Annotated in this window: 19 protein-coding genes and 1 pseudogene; 12 read left to right on the forward strand and 8 right to left on the reverse strand. The window is 40.6% G+C overall.

Annotated features, from left to right (window positions below; all coding sequences use genetic code 11):
• Window positions 1-53 precede the first annotated feature (53 nt).
• The 6 genes from SJY45_RS02720 to SJY45_RS02745 are packed head-to-tail and all read right to left on the reverse strand — an operon-like array spanning window position 54 to window position 6,605.
• Window positions 54-2,519, reverse strand: coding sequence for an AAA family ATPase (locus SJY45_RS02720; RefSeq protein ID WP_400073184.1), 2,466 nt, complete (start codon window positions 2,517-2,519; stop codon window positions 54-56).
• Window positions 2,520-2,526: 7 nt separating this feature from the next.
• Complete coding sequence (gene tssO / locus SJY45_RS02725; RefSeq protein ID WP_215439428.1) at window positions 2,527-3,036, reverse strand: type VI secretion system TssO; 510 nt, start codon at window positions 3,034-3,036, stop codon at window positions 2,527-2,529.
• 8 nt (window positions 3,037-3,044) lie between these two features.
• Window positions 3,045-4,187, reverse strand: coding sequence for a hypothetical protein (locus SJY45_RS02730; protein ID WP_400073185.1), 1,143 nt, complete (start codon window positions 4,185-4,187; stop codon window positions 3,045-3,047).
• A gap of 10 nt (window positions 4,188-4,197) precedes the next feature.
• Window positions 4,198-5,064, reverse strand: coding sequence for a TssN family type VI secretion system protein (locus SJY45_RS02735; protein ID WP_400073186.1), 867 nt, complete (start codon window positions 5,062-5,064; stop codon window positions 4,198-4,200).
• Between the two features lie 6 nt (window positions 5,065-5,070).
• Window positions 5,071-5,976, reverse strand: coding sequence for a hypothetical protein (locus tag SJY45_RS02740; RefSeq protein WP_400073187.1), 906 nt, complete (start codon window positions 5,974-5,976; stop codon window positions 5,071-5,073).
• Between the two features lie 2 nt (window positions 5,977-5,978).
• Window positions 5,979-6,605 (reverse strand): C40 family peptidase, encoded by a 627-nt coding sequence (locus tag SJY45_RS02745; protein ID WP_215439436.1) that lies wholly within the window; start codon window positions 6,603-6,605, stop codon window positions 5,979-5,981.
• 55 nt (window positions 6,606-6,660) lie between these two features.
• Between SJY45_RS02745 and SJY45_RS02750 the strand changes: the two genes are divergently transcribed.
• From SJY45_RS02750 to SJY45_RS02795, 10 genes are all read left to right on the forward strand, one after another.
• Window positions 6,661-7,680 carry a PKD domain-containing protein gene (locus SJY45_RS02750; RefSeq protein ID WP_289064254.1) on the forward strand — a complete coding sequence of 340 codons (1,020 nt, stop codon included), beginning with the start codon at window positions 6,661-6,663 and terminating at the stop codon, window positions 7,678-7,680.
• A gap of 430 nt (window positions 7,681-8,110) precedes the next feature.
• On the forward strand, window positions 8,111-8,500 hold the full coding sequence (gene tssD, locus SJY45_RS02755; RefSeq protein WP_215439439.1) for a type VI secretion system tube protein TssD: 390 nt from the start codon (window positions 8,111-8,113) through the stop codon (window positions 8,498-8,500).
• A 312-nt stretch (window positions 8,501-8,812) separates the two neighbouring features.
• Window positions 8,813-9,265 carry a hypothetical protein gene (locus tag SJY45_RS02760; protein WP_215439441.1) on the forward strand — a complete coding sequence of 151 codons (453 nt, stop codon included), beginning with the start codon at window positions 8,813-8,815 and terminating at the stop codon, window positions 9,263-9,265.
• 6 nt (window positions 9,266-9,271) lie between these two features.
• Window positions 9,272-10,630, forward strand: coding sequence for a DUF5458 family protein (locus SJY45_RS02765; RefSeq protein ID WP_215439443.1), 1,359 nt, complete (start codon window positions 9,272-9,274; stop codon window positions 10,628-10,630).
• A gap of 139 nt (window positions 10,631-10,769) precedes the next feature.
• On the forward strand, window positions 10,770-11,159 hold the full coding sequence (tssD, locus tag SJY45_RS02770) for a type VI secretion system tube protein TssD (RefSeq protein WP_215439445.1): 390 nt from the start codon (window positions 10,770-10,772) through the stop codon (window positions 11,157-11,159).
• 4 nt (window positions 11,160-11,163) lie between these two features.
• A complete protein-coding gene (locus SJY45_RS02775; protein WP_215439447.1) occupies window positions 11,164-12,210 on the forward strand; it encodes a hypothetical protein in 1,047 nt (348 codons plus the stop codon).
• Window positions 12,207-12,593: a hypothetical protein gene (locus tag SJY45_RS02780; protein WP_215439449.1), complete on the forward strand. Its 387-nt coding sequence runs from the start codon at window positions 12,207-12,209 to the stop codon at window positions 12,591-12,593. Before SJY45_RS02775 ends, SJY45_RS02780 begins: the two co-directional genes overlap by 4 nt.
• Before the next feature lie 12 nt (window positions 12,594-12,605).
• Window positions 12,606-13,553 carry a hypothetical protein gene (locus SJY45_RS02785; protein ID WP_215439450.1) on the forward strand — a complete coding sequence of 316 codons (948 nt, stop codon included), beginning with the start codon at window positions 12,606-12,608 and terminating at the stop codon, window positions 13,551-13,553.
• A 524-nt stretch (window positions 13,554-14,077) separates the two neighbouring features.
• Window positions 14,078-15,091, forward strand: coding sequence for a DUF4138 domain-containing protein (locus tag SJY45_RS02790; protein WP_215439451.1), 1,014 nt, complete (start codon window positions 14,078-14,080; stop codon window positions 15,089-15,091).
• Window positions 15,088-15,624, forward strand: a complete 537-nt coding sequence (locus SJY45_RS02795) for a conjugal transfer protein TraO (protein WP_215439452.1) — start codon at window positions 15,088-15,090, stop codon at window positions 15,622-15,624. Before SJY45_RS02790 ends, SJY45_RS02795 begins: the two co-directional genes overlap by 4 nt.
• A gap of 165 nt (window positions 15,625-15,789) precedes the next feature.
• Here the strand turns inward: SJY45_RS02795 and SJY45_RS02800 are convergent, their stop codons facing one another.
• Window positions 15,790-16,161: a hypothetical protein gene (locus tag SJY45_RS02800; protein WP_400074375.1), complete on the reverse strand. Its 372-nt coding sequence runs from the start codon at window positions 16,159-16,161 to the stop codon at window positions 15,790-15,792.
• 444 nt (window positions 16,162-16,605) lie between these two features.
• Here SJY45_RS02800 and SJY45_RS02805 point away from each other — a divergent pair.
• Together SJY45_RS02805 and SJY45_RS02810 are read left to right on the forward strand one after the other, a co-directional pair.
• Window positions 16,606-17,022 (forward strand): annotated as a pseudogene (locus SJY45_RS02805) (Ig domain-containing protein); the annotation flags it as partial.
• A 543-nt stretch (window positions 17,023-17,565) separates the two neighbouring features.
• On the forward strand, window positions 17,566-21,054 hold the full coding sequence (locus SJY45_RS02810; RefSeq protein ID WP_400074289.1) for a PKD domain-containing protein: 3,489 nt from the start codon (window positions 17,566-17,568) through the stop codon (window positions 21,052-21,054).
• Between the two features lie 381 nt (window positions 21,055-21,435).
• Here SJY45_RS02810 and recG read toward each other — a convergent pair whose 3' ends face one another.
• The gene (gene recG / locus SJY45_RS02815; RefSeq protein WP_400073188.1) at window positions 21,436-23,541 is read right to left on the reverse strand and encodes an ATP-dependent DNA helicase RecG; all 2,106 of its coding nucleotides are present in this window, start codon (window positions 23,539-23,541) and stop codon (window positions 21,436-21,438) included.
• Window positions 23,542-23,598: the final 57 nt, after the last annotated feature.

Below are 23,598 nucleotides of genomic sequence, written 5' to 3' on the forward strand. Positions count from 1 at the left end.
TAAAATCAAATACGATTAGTACTGCTTGCTAAACTACATAGAACGGTATCTATCTACTTTTTTATTACTTTAAAGTCAAGGTCACCTTTTTTTAACGTAATTTTTACCGTTTGTGGTGCCTTTATCTCTCCAGAGATAATCATTTTGGACAACGGCCTTTTTAGTTTATTACGAATAACGGCCTTTAACGGTCGTACCCCATAAGTAGGAGAGAACCCATCCAAAGACAAATGGTCTTTGGTTTTTTTGTCTATTTCCAAGGTGATTCCCAATCTTTCTGTGAGCACCAATAATTCTTTTTTCAAATGGAGGTCAAAAATGAAAGGGGCATTTTTTTCGGAAATTGGAGCAAAAGGCACAATTTCAGTGATACGGCCTAAAAATTCAGGTCTAAAATAATTGGACATAATCTCCAATAACTCATTGGATTTAGGGATTTTGCCTCCTTCAATAGACTTACTAATAAAATCTGAGCCAATGTTGGAGGTAAATAGGATAACGGCATTTGAAAAGTCTCCTACCTTTCCTAAACGATCGTTTAATTTTCCTTCATCAAGAATTTGTAAAAACACATCAAAAACGGATTGATGGGCTTTTTCAATTTCGTCAAAGAGGACTATTGAATACGGTTTTTGGCGAATTTTGTTCACTAAAACTCCTCCTTCTTCATAACCTACATATCCTGGAGGCGCTCCATATAATAATGCTGCAGAATGCTCTTCTTTAAATTCCGACATGTCAAAACGAATAATGGCGGTCTCATCGTTAAACAGAAATTCTGCCAACGATTTTGCCAATTCCGTTTTTCCTGTTCCGGTAGGCCCTGAAAAGAAAAATGAGCCAATGGGCTGCCCACCTTTTGAAAGTCCGGATCTAGATTCTATAATTGCTTCCGAAACCGTTTGTATGGCGTTATCTTGACCAATAACCCGTTTCTTTAACGTGTCTTCCATTTCTAACAAACGCTCTCTTTCCTGGCTCTGTACTTTACCGGCCGGAATACCCGTAATACCAGCAACCATGGCTGCTAGGTCTTCTTCGTTTACTGCTGTTCGTTTTTCTTTTGAATGGTCTGTTATACCTGAAAGTATTTTTTTTATGTAAGCCGATTTCTTTTCATAGGTAGGTAAACGTAGGCTATCTTCCGTATCAAATTTGCCCGTTACAATTGGGCTTAATCTGTTTTTTAATTCAATATAGACCCAATCTATAGCTTGGATTTTGTCCGATTCCTGTTGTTTTTCAGTTTCTGACTCTATTTCAACAAGTTTGGTGTTCAAATCTTCCAAATCGGTCGGTAAAGATTGCGTAGAAACATTTGCTGCGGCCATAGTTCTATCAACCAGGTCCAAGGCAGAATCTGGTAGGCTTTTTTCTTTTAAATACCGTTTTGATAAACGAATGGATTCCTTTAAGGCTTCATCATCAATATCAAGCGCATGATGTTCTGTATAGGTTTGGCCCACACTTTTTAGTATGCGAAAAGCCATTTCGGAATCGGGCTCTTCCACAGTGACAGATTCAAACCTTCTGTTGAGTCCATCATCATTTGCAATGTGTTTCCTGTAATTATCCGCAGTAGTTGCACCTATCAAAATGACTTCCCCTTTGTTCAATTCTGATTTTATGACGTTTAAAATGCCTTGGCTGGCACTTGCATCTTGTAATAACACATGAAAATCATCAATGAACAAAATAGGTTTTACCAAATTTTTAGCTTCGTTAAAGATGCTTTGCAAGCGATCTTCTACCTCGCCTTTATAGGATGCACCCGAAAGTAATACGGCAGTGTCTATTTCTAGTAAACTGGCTTCTTGTAAGGTGCCCACAATTTTTCTGGAATAAATTTCTTGGGCCAGATTGTTAATTAAAACGGTTTTGCCCACGCCGGACTCTCCTTGGACCATAACATTGGGTTTGGATTTTCGGCTTAAAATCTCGGCAATTTGTTTTAACTCACGATCACGATTAATAATATGGTCATAATCACCGTTGGAAGCTTCAATAAGTAAATCGTTAGTGTATTTTTTTAGGATATCTGTATCCGGAGTAAAGTCACTAGTACTGTTGACGGCTTTTTTGTTTGAGCCTCCGGAGGTGTTAATTCCGGCCGAAAAACTATCGAACAGTTCCGAACTACTTACAGGCAGTGATTTTACTTGGTCAAAACTGAAGCCTACTCCAGGTGTAATTGCGGATATGAACAAACAAACAAGATCAACATCAGATCTATTCAATTTGGTTTGTACTTCTTCCGCTTCAACAAAAACCATCTTGGCCTCTGAACTAGCCTTTACCGATAAGGTACGACTAGTGCGTTTGGGATGGGATTCCATATTGACATCGGCCCATTCTTCAATGAAATATACATCTACTCCTTTTTCATGTAATATACGGAGTAAAGAAAGGTCTCTGTTTAATGAAGCTTTTATTAAATGTGCGGGACCAAAACTTTCATGTTGATGCTCTTCTGCAAGTTGCGTGGCAATGTGTATAGCTTTCTCTAGTTCGGTATTCATGCAATGGTTAGTTTCGGTTCATACGTTTAGCAAGATCTAATGCGGTATTGAGTCTGCTGATTTCTTTTTCATAATCTGCGACTTGTTCCTCAAGCTCATTTATTTCATGTCTTGCACTTTCTACCTGTTTTAAATCTCTCTTGGCATCTACAAGTTTATTATAGGTCAACACCAAATTCTCGTACATACTGCGATCGTCCAAGGAATCTTTTGGAATATCACTTCTAAGGTCTATTAAATTCTTGATGATAGATTGTTCTACAAAGAACCAGCCTTCTTTTACCGTGTCTAGTGAGTCTATTTGTTTGTCTACGCCCTCTAAGGCTTTTATAAATTTCTTTTGGTAAAGAAATTCATATTGCATTTTTTTATTGTCCTCACGTAATACGGCATTTTCTTTCCACGGCAGTTTATAACTGTAGAAAAATGCAGTAAACAGAATACCGACCGTTATGGCGAACATTAATAAAAATAGTAGAAAAGAAGAGGTTCTTTCCTTTTTGTTAAGTATTTCCATAGTATGTTTTATTCAGATAAAAACGAAGGCTTGTTTGATTTATCTTGTTTGTTCTGTACTATATTTTCATTTACGAAAATTCCCATATCCCTTCGTTTTCCAATATAATCTACTTGTGTTAGTACAGTAAGTAAACGATCAATAACGTTCATAAAACCAGTAGCTAAAAGTACATTTTGGTTTACATCGTTATGATTGTATTGCATGTTGATTACATCTGTAAATATCTTTTCATAATCACCTCCTTTTAGATCGGTCCATTCTCCAAAATAATTAAAAAGTTCTTCTTTGTTTTGTGGAGAGGAGACATCTACGGCTCCTTTAAAGACTCTTGCAAAACTTACTATGATCTGTAAAAGTTCTTTAGGGTGCATGTCATATTCTTCCCATTTTATCTTGGTAATCTGTTGTGCGAGATAGCCATAAGCTTTGTCAACGGCCAAGTGCATGGCATCTGCAATAGGATTGTCGCTCTGCTTGGCCATTATCTTTTGAACGATCAAGATTGCATTTCGCTCCGTCATCTTTACAAAGTTATCGGCATCATTATAAAAGTCTACTAAACTTTCATGAGCACCTAGAGTTAAACTGGGAGGAATATAGTCTGTTGCAATGGATAGGCTTTTACCTTCTTTATGAATTTTGGCGATCGGTAACTGGTTGCCGGATAATCCTGATTTTGCCAAATCATCACTTGTAATAAAAGTGAAAAATTGACCATTGGTCAAAAATGGGTGCCTTGGAGGCATTTCTTTAGGGTCTTGCTCTCCAAAAGGTATGGTTTTCTCCGTATCTAAGTTTATAAGTAAAAAACCTTCATCCAACTTATTGTCGGCCAATTCATCAACAACAATTTCTTCTTTTACGGATGGTGTATTTTCCGTAATTTCTATTCGGTTACCGTTTGGGGTAATTGCCCGTAATTTTTTGATGCTTACTTTTAGGCTTTTGTGAATATCTAGATTAATAGCATATTCATTGTTGCCATTAAGATAGGAAGCCAAGAACCCATGACCGTATCTGCCTTTACGAACCACATACGCATCCTTTATGCTGTTTTCGGCAAAATTTTGAAGGCTTTCAAAATGCTCCTTGGAGATTTTCATGCCATCTACCCAATTGATTTTAAAATTTTTGATATCCTCTATCATGATGTTCTTTTTATATGCGTTGGCAAATGACTACATCGCCATCTTTTAGGTTATTATCTTCTACTGTAAGCTCTGAATCAATATGTTTAGAAGCCCCGTACCACTTAGGTTTGCTATAAAAATACCAGCCGTGCGGGTCATCGGCCGTGTCAGTAAGTTCTATTTTTGTGGTTGCTTTTTTGGCATTGTAATCGTTAATAAAAAAATAGAACAATCTACCGAACTCCATATTTTTTGGAGCTTTGGCCTTAAAGCTAGTCATATTTCCCGCTTCGGTGTTTTTATAGAACATGAAGTTGAGTATAATCATGTTCTTTAGCTCGTAATGCTCCGGTGTGTCATATTTTTTCTGAAGGGGGTAGTACCATTTTGTATATAACTTTACAGGAATGGAAACGGAATATTTATAGAGTACAAAAAAGCTAGTAGGTACTGTAAATGCAGCCATCGTCAAAAAATAATAGGACAAATACTGCAAATCTTGATAGTGTGCTGCAATCATGATCACAGGAACCATTATAGCAAAAGAGGTAATTATGCCAAAAAGTAATTCTTTAAGACCCTGGTTGGAATCGAATTTATCAAAGAGATAGCGATAGAAAAACACGTGAAGCCCACCTATAATTGTAGCAAAGGCAAGCATCCAGAAATAACGGAACATTACTGTAGACTGCCTTAAGTTGTATATAATGGCTAAAAATATACCCATTACCGCAATTAATGCCGCAAGATAATAGTAGTATTTTTTCCTTCTTTTTTTGAACCCAGGGGTTTTTCGACCAATTAGGCCAAGCGCCAACAAAATAAAGACCAAGACAATCGCAAAAGGAATCAAGGCCTCTATGTTTATAAATCTCTTTAGGTAACTTCCAATCATAGGGGTCTAAATTGTAGCGGATACTCCAAGTCTTCCGGAATATACATCTTCACTAATCACAAATTTTCTTTTCTTTTCGGCCAGTGTAAATTTTATTTCAAAATCGGCTTCATAGGGCAATGTATGTTCTAAAAAGAATTGAATTAGCGTATTAATTTTTCCATTTGGCATGTAATCAACTATTTTATCAGGTCTTCTAATGTTATTAATGATAAAAATGTATTTTGGAAGAAACGTAACGGGTTTTCCTTCTGTTGCCATGTTAATGCCCAATTGCCACGGTTCCTGTTTGGTTTCCGCTGCTATTGTGGCGTAATCCTTCTCAATTATTAACTGTTCTTCAATAATATTTTCCAACACTATTTTTAACAACGGTAAATTACCTGCTATCTTATACATGAAGGGCATAGTCTTTAAAATCTTTGCGGCTATGCTCCCTGGAATTCTTGAGTCTATCTGCCATAGATTTAATAAAAAATCTACTAGTTCTGGACTACCTAAAGATTTAAAGGTAAGGTCTTCTGCCGATTCTATAGCAACCCGCTGCAAGAAAAACTCAGTTTCCAGAGGGCTGAAAAACTTTCGAGCATTTTCTTCCTCAATTTTTCTTCCGTTGTAATCGGTAACCATTGTTTCCACATACGGCGTACTAGAGTAGGTGCGATGAAAAAAACGTTCAGGAAAAATATTGTAAAAACTTCTACGGCTAAGTTTAACCTCTAAAGTGTTTTTTTTGTCTAGACTTTCTTCTATTGAGGTGATGTCCTTACTAAAGCGTCTTTTGAAAAAATCAGAGAGTACAATATCTAGTTCGGTCTCTTCATTTATGTAAGAAATAAAAGTTTCGGCCTTTAGGTCAAAATCAAGGTCAAATAACTCTTGTCGTATTTTATCTGGAGATAAGGGGGTCATTTTTAAAGGTTTTTTAGCAAGCGTGCGCCGGAGACGAACCTATCTTGCCAATATTTTGAGTTCAAATCAGCAATTTGAACTCCAGTAGGGGAATTTGAGCCTGTAAATTTTCCGTTTTGAAGGTAAATGCCCACATGGGAAACCACTTTATCTTCATCTTTTAACCTAAAGAAAAGCAAATCTCCTTGCTGCAAAAACTTTTGACCGGAAAAGTGTGCTTTAATATCCAAATTAAATTGTTCTATGGAAGTTCTTGGGAGCTCAAAACTATATACTTTTTGATAAATATCCCTCACGTACGCAGAGCAATCCACTCCACTTTTGGTAGTGCCGCCCCATAGGTAAGGTGTGTCCATCCATTCATATATACTCGCATATAGTTTTTCGTTTTTAATTTCTTCGTACGGGATTTCTAAAAGTTCAGAAAAATGTAATCTTTGTTCTTTGCTAAGATATGAAGGTTCAACAGTAACTATTTGTTTGTTATCTTGTGCTTCTTTTTGGGCAGCTAAACGTTTTGATTTTTCCATTTCTTGTCTGTAATACTCGCCTTGACCCGCTACCGAGGATTTATTGGCACAACCGGTAATCAATGCAATAATTAAAAGAAAAGACAGTTTTAATTTCATATTAAAAATCGTACATTTAATTGAAAGGAAGAATGGATAAAATTAGAGATTAATTATGAATAATAAAAGTATTAAAACTCACTTTGATAGTAACGTGTTTATCACTTTTTTAGTATTGTTATTTGCTGGATTGGCCCTTTTTTCTTTTCGTTTGAACAGTGAGGTAGATTGTAGTAATGTAGATTTTGAGATTATTTCAAATTCCTACACTACAGAGGATTTAATTGAGTTTAAAAGTACAGATGCTTCAGGGTTTAATTGGACTTGGAATTTTGGGGATAATGAACCGGAAGCGTACAGGTCCGATGTTGTTCATCAATTTAAGAAACCCGGTAAATATTCCGTTTCCTTAAAAATGAACGGTGAGTGTGTAGCTTCACGTGAAATAGTAATTTCCAAAGACAAAATAATACGTGATGCAAAGCTCATACCTAATATTGTTCTACCAAAAAAAGTTAGGGTAGGAGACGAAGTTGAATTTTTTAACGATTCTAAATTTGCCACTTCATGGCAATGGAGCTTTGGCGAAACTGCAGCAGTAGATGGTAATGACAGAAGGGAGAAATATACGTATAAAACTCCTGGCGAGAAAACAATTCTATTGGTCGTGAATGGCGATCGTAGACATGAAGCTAAACGTATTTTAACTGTATATCCTTCAAAAAAGAAAGAGCGTATTGGTAGAAGCAGAAATGCAAGTGCCCCTATAGAGAATGTACTGGCTACAATTCCGGAAGCGCCAAAAGAGGAGGAGCCTGTAGTTGAAGATAAGGACAAGGTAGATGAACCACCTTATATTGAAATTTCAAGCGGAGAAATAGAGGATATGTTATTAAGGTACTCGGTAAGAAATCTTGATGACATTAGTATTCGGAATTATTTTTGCGTAACGAATATTCCCGTTTTCAATAAAAGCGGAGATCGCTTTACCGTTAGTCAGTTCTTTAAAGCTGTTAGGGATGTTAAGATTGAGATTAAGAGTCTTAAACTCTACAGGGACAAGAAAACAGGTTGCATAAAAAGTATGACCGTAGATATGCGCACCAAAAAAGGATTGTTTTGGAAGAATTTTTAGTGAGTGCATATAAGCAAGGACAATCATAAAAAATGTATTTGACGAACAAATTTTGTCTAAACCGATAAATGGCGGCCAATTTGGTTTTTTAATAAAATTGGATAATTTCTTTTCTACGGAACGAAGAATCGGTTTTTAGAATAAGTTTATTTTGTGGATTTATACCTATAATAGAGAGTAGGGTTAGACTCCATAAAATTCAGTGTTGAGATGATGTTTTTACAGTGAATTTAACTTCAAAATTCAGTTGTATTTAGTTCTTTGAAAATAGCTTTTTTCCTACTTTATTTTTTAAGCAGAATAATTTTAAAAGCTTGCACTTTATCGAAAAATGTTTGGAGAGTATCAGATATTTAATAGTTTAGCATTGTCTTATTGACGTTTATATAAACTTTTAATCAGGTATTATTTACCACAAAAATCATTTTTTATGTCTTTTAAAGCTAAATTAAATTTAGGAGGAAAAGAGTACAACATCTTAAATTGTAACTACGATCTTTTTCAAGAAACAGATCCAACAGGTCGTCCGTCTTCTGTAACAAGAGGAGGTAAGATTACTGTTACTGTAGAGTCCAATGATGACACCGCTGGTGTTGAGTTAATGATGGATAACTTTGGTAAGAAGGATGGTTCTATAACGTATACAAAAAGAGATACGGATGCTACCCTAAAAGAAATCAAGTTTACTGAAGCCTATATGGTAAAGTACAGAGAGAATTTTGATGCTACTGGAACCAATCCTTTAACGGAGACTTTTACTTTGTCTGCTAAGGAATTGAGTATTGGTGGTGGTCAGCACCAGAACGAATGGGTAATGTAATCCATTTTGCAATATTTTTTTGAAAAGGAGGCAAGCAAACGCCTCCTTTTTTTTACTTTTCAAATGAATGCGCCAAGCTTTTACAATTGTATATTTTGCTTTTTAGCTGATCAAAATGATTTCTAAATAGTAATAATGCCCGTGTATGGCAACACGTTACCGGTTTGGTGTTTTAAAATGCTTTAGTTGTGTTTTTGTTGTAGATGATATATGAAGCGTAGTAAAGAAAAAACTTACTCAGGCTCATTCAGGTACTTTGTTTGCGTATAACATTTTTTTGAGTAAATTTAAAACTTAAAACAATATATAAATATGGCTATTGATAACGTAGGTATTGGTGGTAATGAGGTAAAAGGTGACGCTAGTGAAGCCTTAAACAGCATTCCACAGAACAGGGCTTTAATTGCCGGTAAACTTACCCCTAATGCACCAGTAAAGCCTGAAGTGGTGGAAGGTCTTAGAACTGTTGAAGATATTTTTGAGCATTACGAACCCGAATTAAAAATCCCGTTTGAGGACAAGAACGGCGGTACCGTAAATGAAACCTTGAAGTTCAGAAATCTTGGTGATTTCGGTAAAAAAGGCATTATCAATAATAGTGTTTTCTTAAAAGAGCTTGAAATAGAGAGCGATCAATATAAAAAAATGATCAAGCAATTAAAGACTAATAAGATTTTAAAGGCTGCTTTGGAAGATCCAGATGCTAAAAAATCTTTGGTCGACACCATAGATGCTTTAATCGCTGAAATTAAAAACGCTAAATAATTCTACATGGCCGATACACAGAACAACCAAAAAGCCGCACAGTTAAGTGAAAAACCTTATGCGGAACAGATAAAAGAAAAATCGGATGGACTTGTCAAATATGGCGGGTACGATCTTTTGGAATCTGCCATTGATGATGTACAGAATCTGAACCCCGATCGTAAGGCACGTCGGAAAATGTTCCTTACGGAAAACACCAAAAAACAAGAGCGTAACGATCTCTTGAAAAAATTGGAGCTTTGGTCAGAAACACTTAAATCTGGTGATGATATCATAGATTTAGTACAGGCAGCAGATGATAAAGCAGCTTTATCGCAGCAGGTACTAACAAAAAATTTAAAATCTGCTCTTGAGGAAACTCGTGAACTTGAAACTTCCTACCGTTCCGTAGCCTTGTTCTATAAGAATACAGATTTACCATCTTTAAAAAATGTTTCCATTATTAATGCGGAACTTGATCAATTAACGGATTTGGATAATACCCGTTTCTTTGATCATATAAGAGAAGAGTTGGTTTCTAAATACGATCGTTTGGATCTTCGTGAAAACTACTCCCTTATGGTTCTTCCTGGGTATTTGGGTTCTAAATCTGTTGTGGATAAATGGGCAAAAGTAGCACACGACAATAAAGTTACCTTAGTGACAGATTTTGCACATTTAGATGAGCCAGACGATGTAATGGAAATGTTTGAAAGTGCCAATTTAGCTAGTGGAGATATGTATTTGTCTAACACTATCATGACCTGTAACTGGTTGGTAGGCCGTGGCAAACACGAAGAAGTAGGCGAAGAAGAAGACGTACATGTACCGCCTTCTGGAGCCCTTGCCGGTAAAATATATAAAACCTTAATGTCTCAGGTAACCGCAGGTAAAAAACACGGTGGTTTAAGTGAGGTAGATGGTGTAAGTTTTGATTTGAGAAAAAGTGAAATTGCCAATCTAGAGAACCTAGGTCTTGTACCTATGGTTAATGAATATGGTAAGGTCATGGCCTTTTCTGCCAAGACACTCTTTAACGGAGATAACTTAGGCCTTCAAACCTATTCTGTAGTACGGGTGTTTGATTATGTCGCCAAAGTATTAATGGACTTTTTAAACCGTAGGGCTTTTGAAAACTTTAGCACAAAGACCCGTAATGAAATACAATCACAGATTGTGCGGTTTTTAGATGATATTACAGGGCCGGACAAACTAATTGAAAATTTTGAGATTAGAAGGTTTGAGCAAGACCCGAACCAAAAAGACCGTATTTATTTAGATGTACGCCTAAAACCTTATTTCCCGGCTAAAAACTTTATGATCAAAATGGATGGTCAAAAAGGAGACGAAGGTACGGATTGGGATACAGAATACGCACAACAGTAAGACAGCTCTAAACGAAGTTGTATCTCCTAAGATCTTGTTATAGAGAATAATAAACAAAAACTTGGGTTTTGTAAAGGAGGCTTTTGCTTAAAAGTTAACTTGTAAACAGTAACCCACTACTTTAAAAACCTGAAAAATTATGTCATTTTTAGCAAAGCTTACTGTTGATGGACAGATATATAATGTGCTTCATTGTATTTATAATTTTGAACAACCCATGGATGGTACGGGAAAACCTGCGGGAAAACCTTTGGGTGGGCAGATTTCTGTAACCATTGAGTCACAGGGTAAATATGACCTTTTTCACTGGATGAAAGAGCCAGAGCAGACAAAAGATGGTTCCATTGTATTTTTTAAACGTGATGCCTTATCAAAGCTGCAAGAGGTAAAATTCTCTAAAGCGTATTGTGTTAGTCTTGAGGAAGAGTTTGATGCAAATGATGAAATGCCTATGCAAAAAAGGATAGTTATCTCAGCAAAAACAATTACCGTGGGAGATATGGTTTTTGAAAATAGTTGGGGGGAGTAGAACTATGGATGTCTTAACCCAAAAATCAAGACAGCAGAGGTTAAAGCGAGAATTTAACAAATCGCTAGGAAGCGTACGTCTTTCAAAAAGTAAAAAGCTGACTTTAGCCGATAAAAGTAAGATTAAAAAGGCGGCAGTTAAGAGCCTACAGCGTTATTTGACCGCAGAGTTAAAGAGGACGAATACAAAAACTTACGACTGGTATTTTACAGAAATGGAGAGTGACCGGATCCGAGCGGAAACCCCTCGTAGAAATAACCTTGGTTATAATCGATATTATATAATTGATTATGTTAATATTCCAATTAATAGTAAAAACTCCTATTCTTCGTACTATACTCAAGAAAGGGTTAGGGAATTTAGTATTTCTAGTAAGGAAATAAGAGATATCATATCGGGATCAGCAAAGCTCTTTGCACATATGATGAAGATAACCGTTAGTGAAAAGGAAGATGCAAAAATATATGCAGCCTACGATAAGGTTGATGAAAAAACTATTATTACAGTTGTTCTCGGTTTTCCTGTGGCTGTCGTAGGGGCGGTAGAGGCGGTACCTCTTTTATATGCTGCTAGTCAATACTCGGTACCTGGTTTAGGAAAGGCGCTAACAATTAATTCAGGCAGGGTAGCTGCTGTTAATGGGGCTTCCAATTTTGGAGAGCAATATGTTTCTACGGGTATTTCAAAAAATATGTGGGGTATGAATAATTTACGAAGATTGGATTTGTTTGACTTGGGTGTAACTACAGCATTTGGTGGTTTTGCCAGCACACCATTAAAATCAGAATTTGATTATACACTTGAAAAAAGTTTTAATACGAACGGTTTCAAGGAATTTTCAGAGAATATGGTTGTTAGTGGACTAAGTAATCAAGCTAGTAAATCATATGGTTCTGCAGTAGGTAAACCAATGTCCCAATTTGGAGGGGCTATAGGAGAAGTTTTTAGTATTGGAGGATTATTTACCTTGAAAACGACTATATCTACTGGGAAGAAAAAGATTAAAGATGAAAATCAACCTCAAAATAAATATAAAAACCCCAAGAAATGACGCTTACCAAGAGTCAAAAAGGTACACTTTTATTTGTAGGAATTTCTGCGGTAATTATAATTTGTATTACGCAATATATTAAAAGTAATGTAAAAAATAATTCGGAGTATGCTATAGGTTATGTTTTTGATTCTATGAATGGCCCATCATCTGGTCCTGCAATTTATTATTATTATTATGTAGACGGTGAAAAATATGACAATAGTGATTATATAAATTCTGATTATAATGTTCGCGTTGGAGAATTTTATTGGGTAAAATATTCATCAGAACACCCCAACTGGGCTGAAATACAACAAAATCTTCAAGTTATTGATATAGATAAAATTAAAAAAGCGGGATTTTCTTTACCACAAAAGAAAAGAAATCAGTTTCAAGAATAAAATTTAGTTGAGATGAAACAGAAAAATCTTAAGATATCTTTGTGGTTAATTTCATTATTTCTTTTTACATCGCTTTGTTCGTCTCAAAGGAACCTTGTCAGCCATAAAACAGAAGGAGGTCTAACGTTAATTCCTGGTACGAGAATATACCTTGAACCCCCTTCAGGGTTTCAACTATCAAAAGATTTTATTGGTCTTGAAAACGGTGATAATGAGATTATCCGCTTTTATGATATGTATGGTACAGATTATTATGCTAATTCTAACAAGTATACCAAAAAAGCATATGAGAAAATAGGAGCAATTGTATATGACTTTGAAGAAACGATAATTGATGATTACTATGGAAAAGTGCTCGTTACCAATAGTGACTATGCAAACCGAGCGGTTACCTTAGTTTTTGGCGATGCTTTTTTTTCTGTATTAGGGGTTGCTGTTACGAACAATACAAATAATACTGAAGTTAGTCATCTAATAAATTCATTTAAAAGCATAAAGTATGACAAAGACCGAGAAATAGGCTCGATGGAAGCTGCATTTTTTTCCGTTGATGTAGAAAAAAGTGGCTTCGAATTATTTTTTCAGGCTAATGAAATATTTCACTTTACTGAAAACGGCGAATACCCCAACGACACAAGTTCTTCATATGTTATAAACCAAATACTCGTCGATCCCACTAACCCAAATTTGAAACTCGTAGTTGATAATATCATCAATTCCAGTATTGAGAAAGGGTTTAAAGTTACCAGCAGAAAACAGACTTCTAAAAATAAAATCAATGGTTATGATTGTTTTCAGGAAATGGTCTATGGCGAATCCGAAGGAGTGAAAACCCAGACTGTCTTTACGGCAATCAATAATGGGAGAAGAGCGGTTGTTATAATGGGAAGTGCCAAAGAAAACTTCAAAGAAAATATAGAAAAGTTTAATGAAATAACTTCTTCGCTAAAATTCAACTAATTTTATTTTAGAGTGTAAGGTTGGATTAATTATACATTTTAATTAGTTGCCATTGAGTTACGGTTTTCTGTTTTACATTGTTTTAATATGGTTCATTCCTAAAATATCACCTTATTATAATTGATATAATTTTTAAGGTCAAAGATCTTGATAGTTTAGTTAAGACTTATTTTCAAATATAGGTGATGGTTACCAACATAATAAAACATAATTGCCTCACGCAAAACTTATGGATATATACCTATAATTAAAGAAGTCTTAGAAAATACTTGAAGGGATGATTGTATTAGATTACGCAACAGGTTAACCCTTCGTATTCAGTATGGATTATTGGGTGAAAAGAGTGTATTGTAATTGTTTCTTTTGGTATCATTCCTCTTGTATATTAGGTTTACAGTACCTAAACCCCTTAAATCCCTCTCTTAATCGATTATTTGGATAGTTGTCCAGTTAATTAGTATTTTTGTGTTTTTCATTCTCGTGTAAGACACTAAATTATTCATTGAAAGAAATTACACCTACTTATGAAGTCGTTCCCTATAAAACTTATTTTTTTTCTGGGTAGCCTGTTATTTTCGAGTCATATCCTTTGGTCGCAGACCCCAATTTCTGTAAAAACCAATGATTTTGTAACTACAACTATATTTTTTCCATCTACTATTAAAAAAGTAGTTGAGCCTGCGGCAAATTTTAGTTTTAGCTATGAAAGTGGTTCTAACATTGGATTGCTGAAAGGTAGGAAGGGTAGGGCAAGCAATCTTTTGGTTATTACCGAACAAGGTTATATCTACTCGTTTGCATTGAGTTATGCAGAGGAAGTTCCGGAATTCAGTTTTATTCTAACAACAGATCAAGCAATCAGTAAAACCATGTCAGGTAATGGCGAGAGCTCTAAGAGGCCTGAAATTGTTGAACAACCTTCTGGTAATGACAGTCAAGAAACTGTGGAAACCAACGAAATTCCTATTGAAAATGTCACAGCAAACAATCAACCAAAAAATAAGTTAAGCGAAGCACTAACTACGAATATTTCAGAAAGACAAAAAGATACGATTGTTCAAGAACCGGTGTACATGAGTAATGATGATACGGAAGAAAAAGATTTGTATGATGTAGATCGTGAAGAGTACTATCGCATTTTTTGTGAAAATAATTATCTGCAGAAAACCGTATTTAAACGGAGTTTTAGACAAAACAAAAAAATTGCTGTTCGGCTCAATAATATCTTGGTGGATCGGAACGAGAAGTATTTTGTGGTGCAAATAGAGAATAACTCAAAAAGGAAATATGATATCGCGGGACTCAGCTTTTTTAAAAAAGCAAAAGTGGGGCAACTTGAAAAAATCATGAACCCCCTATACACTTTTAATCTTCAAGAAAGTATAGATCCAGAAGGCATAAATGAGGTTGTTTATGTGTTTAAAAATTTTAATATTAGTGCCAAGGAAAAAATTTCTGTAGTTTTAGCTGATGCAAATAGTGACAACTTGGTGATACTGCCACTCGATTATTTATTAATTAATTCTCCCTCGAATTGAAACATATCACAATTATATTTTCATTTCTATGTTTTCCAATACTAGCTTTTTCTCAAACTTATTCCAATACTTTCTCGGTATCTGGGGGGCTATTTGGTGATGGTTATGGAGGAGAGATAACGTATAATACCAACTTAAGTGAAACAACCCATACTCAAATAGCTTTGAACGGTACGTATGCTAACTATAAAAGTGGAGCCGTACGTATTCCGTATATGAGCGTAACAGCCAGTTATTCCTATTTTATAACGGTTTATAGTAGAAACAGGAAAATGCAGTCACTTTCTTTGGGAGGAGGAGCCTTGGCAGGATATGAGTCAGTTAACAACGGAAACTTGCAGTTAAGCAATATCGTATCCGTTGATGGGGAGAGCAAGTTTATATACGGCGGTGTAGTTACGGCAGATTTGGACATTATACTTACGGAACATCTTTCGTTATTGATAAAGACCTCTGAGTTCTATCACGTTAATAGTGATTTCGGTAATCTTACGAACTATAGCGGTTTGGGTATCCGTTACTATTTTAACTGATTTATAGCGGTATGGACTTAGATTGTATTTTCGTCTTATCCAAGAAAGGATACGTTTCATCGTTGTTCATTATCAAAAAAGTTCCTTGGTTATGCAGGGTTGGAACGGATTGCATATCTTGTAGGACTTTCTTTTAAAAGCGAGAGTTTTATTGTTTACGGATAGTTAAAAAAAGTCGTTGGTCCCCATACTGGAAAAATGAAGAACTACATAAAGATCCCGATATCCTTTTTTTGTCTTTTTTTGTTGGCCCTTGCCTGTACCAAGGAGGTAGGGCTCATCACCGAGGTGGAGTTCGAGCTCAGCGAGCAGCACACCGCCGAGGGCTATGTGAACCAGGGGCTTCCCAGCACCTTTACCATCGTTCCCGAGGAGGTACTGGAGAACTACGAATATACCATCACCTATGAGATACTCGACGGCGAGGGCCATTTCGAGGACATGGAGGGCAACCGCGTGGAACCCGGGAAGGGGTGGCCCGTATCCGAGGGCCTTTCCGCGCCTTTGGTGTACATGGGTTCCAAGACCGGCGGGCACAGGGTAAAAATAACCGGGGCGGACAACTTCGGGATCTCACAGGATATAGAGGTCTCCTACGAGCTCTCCGATGTACCGGTGGTCTGGGAGGCCTCCAGCGAGCTCTCGGAGCTCGAACTGGAAAAACCGGTGGACGTTTCGCTGGTGTTCGAAAGGCTGGACACCGATCTGGAGATCGGCTACCAAGCCGTGTACGGGCTCGGTTCGGGCGCGGGAAGCCTGGTGCCCTCGGAGGAGAACGGTTACGCCCCAGGGGGGGAATACGGCCCTATCGTCCCCGGCACCTACCCGCTCGTCTTCACCCCTTCGGAGATAGGCCCGCAGCAACTGGTCTTCACCCTGCGAGACAGCAACGGACAGGAGATCGAGGCCGGTGTGGACTTCAACGTGGTGGAATTTATAGAGGTAATATCGATAACCCTTTCGAGCCAGGATACGATCAAGATGAAGCTCGGGGACGAGATACCCCCTGCGTTCACCTTCGACCCGCCCAATGCTACCGATCAGGAGGTAACGGTGGTCTCCAGTGACCCCGATGTCGTTTTCATAGACGAAAACAATGTATGTATCGCGGTAGGGCTGGGCACGGCGGAGGTTACCGTAACCTCCGTTTCCAATCCCGATGCCAGCGATACGGTCACCGTAGAGGTGATCCCCCCGGACAGGGTACCGGTAACGGGCATTTCCGTTTCACAGGCGGACCCCGGTGCCACGGGAGCGCAGCGCCAACTGGCGGCAACGGTCCTCCCCGAGAACGCGACGGACCCAAGTGTGACCTGGTCCTCTGCCGACGATACCATAGCGACCGTGGACGAAAACGGTCTTTTGACCGGTCTTTCCGCGGGAACGGTCACGATAACGGCCACCTCGGTCTCCGACCCGGAGGTCAGCGGAAGCGTCCTTGTCGAGATCACGGGGGTATCGCTACAATCGGCGAACGATATAGAGGCCTTCGCACTGAACGGCCAGATAGAGACCGCAACCATAGATACGCAGGCCCATACCGTTTCGGTGACCGTTCCCGAGGGCACGCCGCTGAACGTGGCCCCCGTACTGTTGATAGTCTCGGAAGGCGCCACCCTGGCACCCGCCCTCTTACAGGAACGCGATTTCACTTCTCCTGTGCAATATACCGTCACATCCGGCAACGGTACCGGGCAGGTCTGGACGGTAACGGCCAAGGTACTGGTACTGCCCGTTGCGGGGGATACCGATATCACGGCCTTCGGACTTCCGGGCCAGAACGGTTCCGACATCGATACCGGGAACCATACGATAACCGTCAACGTACCCGACGGAACCGACCTTAATATAGCCCCGGAAATACTTGAGGTCTCCCCAGGGGCGAGCGTGGCACCGGCCATCGGCCAGGTCCGGGACTTCTCCGGGGCCGTTGCCTATACGGTGACCCCCGAGACGGGAACGCCGCAGGTATGGACGGTGAACGTGACCGTATCCCAGCCCACGGGCAGTGGGGAGAACGCCATAACGGCATTCGAACTTCCCGGCCAGACAGGCGCGGACATAAACGCTACCACATTTACCATCAACGTTACGGTACCCGATGGTACCGACTTGACCGGTGCCCCTTCGGTACTGGACATATCGGCGGACGCCACGGTATCCCCGGCAAGGACCGTCGTTCAGGATTTTTCCGGTGCCGTTACCTATACGGTCACAGCGGAAAATGGCGATACACAGGAGTGGACGGTCAATACCACCGTATTGCCGCCTACGGGGAGCGGGGCCAACGACATAACCGCATTCGGGCTTCCGGTCCAGAACAGTGCGGATATCGACCCGGGCACCAATACGGTAACGGTGAACGTACCCGACGGAACGGACCTGAACGTCGCCCCACAGGTCCTAGGGGTCTCGCCCGGGGCCACGGTCTTGCCAGCGATAGGTGCCGTACAGGATTTTAGCGGACAGGTGCTCTATACCGTTACCGCGGAAAACGGAACGCCGCAGGTATGGACCGTGAACGTGACCGTATCCCAGCCCACGGGAAGCGGCCTGAACGCGATAACGGGCTTCGAACTGCCCGTTCAGAACAGTGTGGCCATAAACGATGTTAACCATACCATAACGGTGAACGTACCGAACGGAACGGACCTGAACGTAGTTCCCTCCATATTGGATGTTTCCATTGGGGCAGGCATAGACCCCGGGCCGGCATCGCAACAGGATTTCAGCCAGCCCGTGAACTATACCGTGACCGCAGAGAACGGTAACCCACAGGTCTGGACCGTGAACGTTGTCACGGAAACCAGCGGCGAAAAATCAATTGACAGTTTTGTGATTGATGGGGTATCGGGAACATTCAACGGTACGGATATATCGGTGACCTTGCCTTTTGGAACGGATGTAACCGCATTGTCCCCTATTATTGAGTTTTTTGGACAGTCTGTCAACCCACCTTCAGGGACCCCCACTGACTTCACCAACAATGTAACCTACACCGTAACCGCCGAGGATAACACTACATTGGACTATACCGTGAACGTTACGGTGGATGCCGCACAAAACGTGGCTCCCCAAGCGGATGCCGGTCCCGACCGGATCATCACCCTGCCTACGAGTTCCGTTACATTGGACGGTTCTGGAAGTAGCGATACGGCCCCCGGTACGATTGCCTCTTACGCCTGGACGCAGGTCAACGGTCCCACAACGGCGACCATCGTTTCCGCGAGAGGTGCAAGCACATCGGTAACGGGCTTGACCATAGCTGGAGACTACACCTTTAGGCTTACGGTGACCGATAACGGAACCCCGGCACTCAGCGATACGGACGATATCATCGTTACGGTGGATGCCGCACAAAACGTGGCTCCCCAAGCGGATGCCGGTCCCGACCGGACCATCACCCTGCCTGCGAGTTCCGTTACATTGGACGGTTCTGGAAGTAGCGATACGCCCCCCGGTACGATTGTCTCTTACGCCTGGACGCAGGTCAACGGTCCCACAACGGCGACCATCGTTTCCGCGAGCGGTGCAAGCACATCGGTAACGGGCTTGACCATAGCTGGAGACTACACCTTTAGGCTTACGGTGACCGATAACGGAACCCCGGCACTCAGCGATACGGACGATATCATCGTTACGGTGGATGCCGCACAAAACGTGGCTCCCCAAGCGGATGCCGGTCCCGACCGGACCATCACCCTGCCTGCGAGTTCCGTTACATTGGACGGTTCTGGAAGTAGCGATACGCCCCCCGGTACGATTGTCTCTTACGCCTGGACGCAGGTCAACGGTCCCACAACGGCGACCATCGTTTCCGCGAGCGGTGCAAGCACATCGGTAACGGGCTTGACCATAGCTGGAGACTACACCTTTAGGCTTACGGTGACCGATAATGGAACCCCGGCACTCAGCGGTACGGACGATATCATCGTTACGGTGGATGCCGCACAAAACGTGGCTCCCCAAGCGGATGCCGGTCCCGACCGGACCATCACCCTGCCTACGAGTTCCGTTACATTGGACGGTTCGGGAAGTAGCGATACGCCCCCCGGTACGATTGCCTCTTACGCCTGGACGCAGGTCAACGGTCCCACAACGGCGACCATCGTTTCCGCAAGCGGTGCAAGCACATCGGTAACGGGCTTGACCATAGCTGGAGACTACACCTTTAGGCTTACGGTGACCGATAATGGAACCCCGGCACTCAGCGATACGGACGATATCATCGTTACGGTGGATGCCGCACAAAACGTGGCTCCCCAAGCGGATGCCGGTCCCGACCGGACCATCACCCTGCCTACGAGTTCCGTTACATTGGACGGTTCGGGAAGTAGCGATACGGCCCCCGGTACGATTGCCTCTTACGCCTGGACGCAGGTCAACGGTCCCACAACGGCGACCATCGTTTCCGCGAGCGGTGCAAGCACATCGGTAACGGGCTTGACCATAGCTGGAGACTACACCTTTAGGCTTACGGTGACCGATAATGGAACCCCGGCACTCAGCGGTACGGACGATATCATCGTTACGGTGGATGCCGCACAAAACGTGGCTCCCCAAGCGGATGCCGGTCCCGACCGGACCATCACCCTGCCTACGAGTTCCGTTACATTGGACGGTTCGGGAAGTAGCGATACGGCCCCCGGTACGATTGCCTCTTACGCCTGGACGCAGGTCAACGGTCCCACAACGGCGACCATCGTTTCCGCAAGCGGTGCAAGCACATCGGTAACGGGCTTGACCATAGCTGGAGACTACACCTTTAGGCTTACGGTGACCGATAACGGAACCCCGGCACTCAGCGGTATGGACAATATCATCGTTAAGGTAAATCCTGCACCGAACGACGCCCCTGTAGCAAGAGCCGGGCTCGACCGGACCATCACCCTGCCTGCGAATTCCGTTACATTGGACGGTTCTGGAAGTAGCGATACGCCCCCCGGTACGATTGCCTCTTACGCCTGGACGCAGGTCAACGGTCCCACAACGGCGACCATCGTTTCCGCGAGCAGTGCAAGCACATCGGTAACGGGCTTGACCATAGCTGGCGACTATTTCTTTAGGCTTACGGTGATCGACAATAATGGAGCTCAATCTAATGATTTAGTTGTTGTGACAGTTAATCCGTTAGAGCCAAGAGCAACTTTTAGTAATGGTTCCAATGTTAGTTGTTCGAATAGAAGTATAACGGGTAGATTGACGATTGTAGGAGGGCCAATAGCATTCCAACTAAGTGCTTTTGGTGGATCTGGGGGAACTTTTGTGACCGCAATTATTGATGGAAGCACCTATTACGTTTCTGCTCCAGCGGGAGGACAAGGTATAAGCGATGAAACTCCACCTCTTCCTCCAGGTGAATATGATTATACTTTAAGTGGCAGTTTTAGTGGATGTAGTGGTAATGGCGGAAGTATTGTTTATAAATAAAAATATAGAAACTTTTAAATCGTACGGTATGTCTTTTACAGCTGTATAGTAATATAGCGTGAAGTTATAAATATATGGTTGTCTTTTATTTTAAATTATACAAATGTGTTCGTGATTTTTAATTTTGAATTAAAGGATGCTCTGTGTCACAGCGTCAGGAAACTAAAACTTGATTTGACTCACGATCAATACGAATGAGTATAACTTTAAACTGTATTTTAACTGATTACATAAGTGGAGGAGTGTTCATTCTGTATAAAAGTGTAAGGGTTGGATACGTCTATTTTTATAATGGTCCTGTATAAATTATAAAAATTAATTTTTTTTGCAACTTTACATATTTTATTATCACACAACCTCAAAAGTAGTCCAAGCGAAAACTCAACTTATATAATTCCAAATATTCTTATACTTCACAAGTTGAGAATAAGCATGTCTTATGACCAGGTTTTCTGGTTTTTCAAGCGAGGGGTCATTTTTTAAAAGTTGCATGGCATGGAAGCGCGCAGTCTTGAGAATATCGTTGTCTTTTACAATGTCTGCTATCTTTAGGTTGAGTACACCACTTTGTTGGGTACCCATAATATCTCCTGGACCCCTTAGTTTTAAATCGACTTCTGCTATCTCAAAACCATCATTGGTTTGTACCATGGTCTGTAGGCGGGTTTTTGCTTCGGTAGAAAGTTTGTGACTTGTCATTAGAATACAAAAACTCTGATCAGCACCTCTACCTACACGACCGCGAAGCTGATGTAATTGCGACAATCCAAATCGTTCCGCACTCTCAATAATCATTACCGAAGCGTTTGGAACATTTACACCTACTTCAATTACAGTAGTAGCAACCATGATTTGTGTTTCCCCTTTTACAAAGCGTTCCATCTCATAATCTTTATCTGCTGGTTTCATTTGACCATGAACGATGGAAATTTGAAATTCCGGCATAGGAAAGTCACGCGCGATACTTTCATACCCGTCCATTAAATCCTTATAATCCAATGCTTCGGATTCTTGAATAAGCGGATATACAATATAAACTTGTCTTCCTTTTTTGATTTCGTCCCGTATAAATTGAAATACCTTTAATCGATTACTGTCATATCTATGGACTGTTTTTATAGGTTTACGCCCAGGAGGAAGCTCATCAATAGTAGAAACATCTAAATCGCCATAAAGACTCATTGCCAACGTGCGGGGAATAGGCGTTGCGGTCATTACCAAAATATGCGGGGGAATATTGTTTTTATGCCAAAGTTTTGACCGCTGGGCTACACCAAAACGGTGCTGTTCATCTACAATGGCCAAGCCTAGATTCTTGAATTTAACCTTATCCTCTAGAAGTGCATGTGTGCCGATTAAAATTTGGAGTTCTCCGCTTTCTAATTGCTCATGAATAGGGGGGCGAGCCGATTTTTTAACGGAACCGGTTAAAAGCGAGCAGGTAATTCCGGTTCCTTTTAAAAGTTCAGCAATTCCGGTATAGTGTTGATTGGCCAGAATTTCTGTTGGGGCCATCAAACAAGCTTGAAAGTCATTATCGATTGCCAATAGCATGGCCATGACTGCAACTATGGTTTTGCCGGAACCTACATCACCCTGCAGTAATCGGTTCATTTGGGCGTTACTACCTAAATCGCTTCGTATTTCTTTGATTACTCTTTTTTGTGCCCCGGTAAGTTCAAAAGGTAAATGGTTTTTATAAAACTCATGAAAAATTGTTCCTACCTGATCAAAATTAAAACCTTTTATTTTTTGCTTGTGCAGCATGTTCTTTGCGATCAACTGCATTTGAATATAAAACAGTTCTTCAAACTTCAATCGGAATTGCGCCTTGGCCAACAGCTCTTGATTCTTTGGAAAATGGATATTGAACAAGGCTTCGCTCTTGGACAACAATTTTAGTTCATACAAAAGCTTATCGGATAGTGTCTCGGTAAATCGACCTTTAGTTTCAATAAATACTTGCTGTATCAATTTACTGATGACCCTATTGGAAATACCTTTGTTGCTTAATTTTTCCGTAGAAGGGTAGACTGGTTGCATGGTTACTTTTAACCCTTGCTCATGGTCTTTTAAAAGCTCCATTTCTGGATGTGGCATAGAAAATTTGCCGTTGAACCAGTTGCATCTACCAAAAATCACATAGGGCGTATTGAGCTTTATATTTTCCCTGATCCATTTTTGTCCTCTAAACCAAACCAGTTCCATTTCGCCCGTCTCATCAACAAAACTGGCAACCAAACGCTTGCCTTTCTTTTGCTCTACGGTTTTAATATGTACGATCTTACCCACTATTTGTACATCTGCATTGCTACGTTGTAGCTGTCCTATTTTATAGTATTGGGTCTTGTCTATATAGCGGTTCGGGAAAAGATTGAGTAAATCTTGAAAGGTGTGTACGCCCAGTTCAGACTGTAAGGTTTCTGCCCTATTGGGGCCTACACCTTTAAGATATACGATAGGGGTCTGAAGAGAATTAGCGTTCATGCGACTAAATTAGGGGATAGGTACAATTGCGACAAACTAAAATGCTAAATTTGGTCT

Origin of the sequence: Zobellia russellii, assembly GCF_044597075.1 — a bacterium.
GTDB classification, from domain to species: Bacteria; Bacteroidota; Bacteroidia; order Flavobacteriales; family Flavobacteriaceae; genus Zobellia; species Zobellia russellii.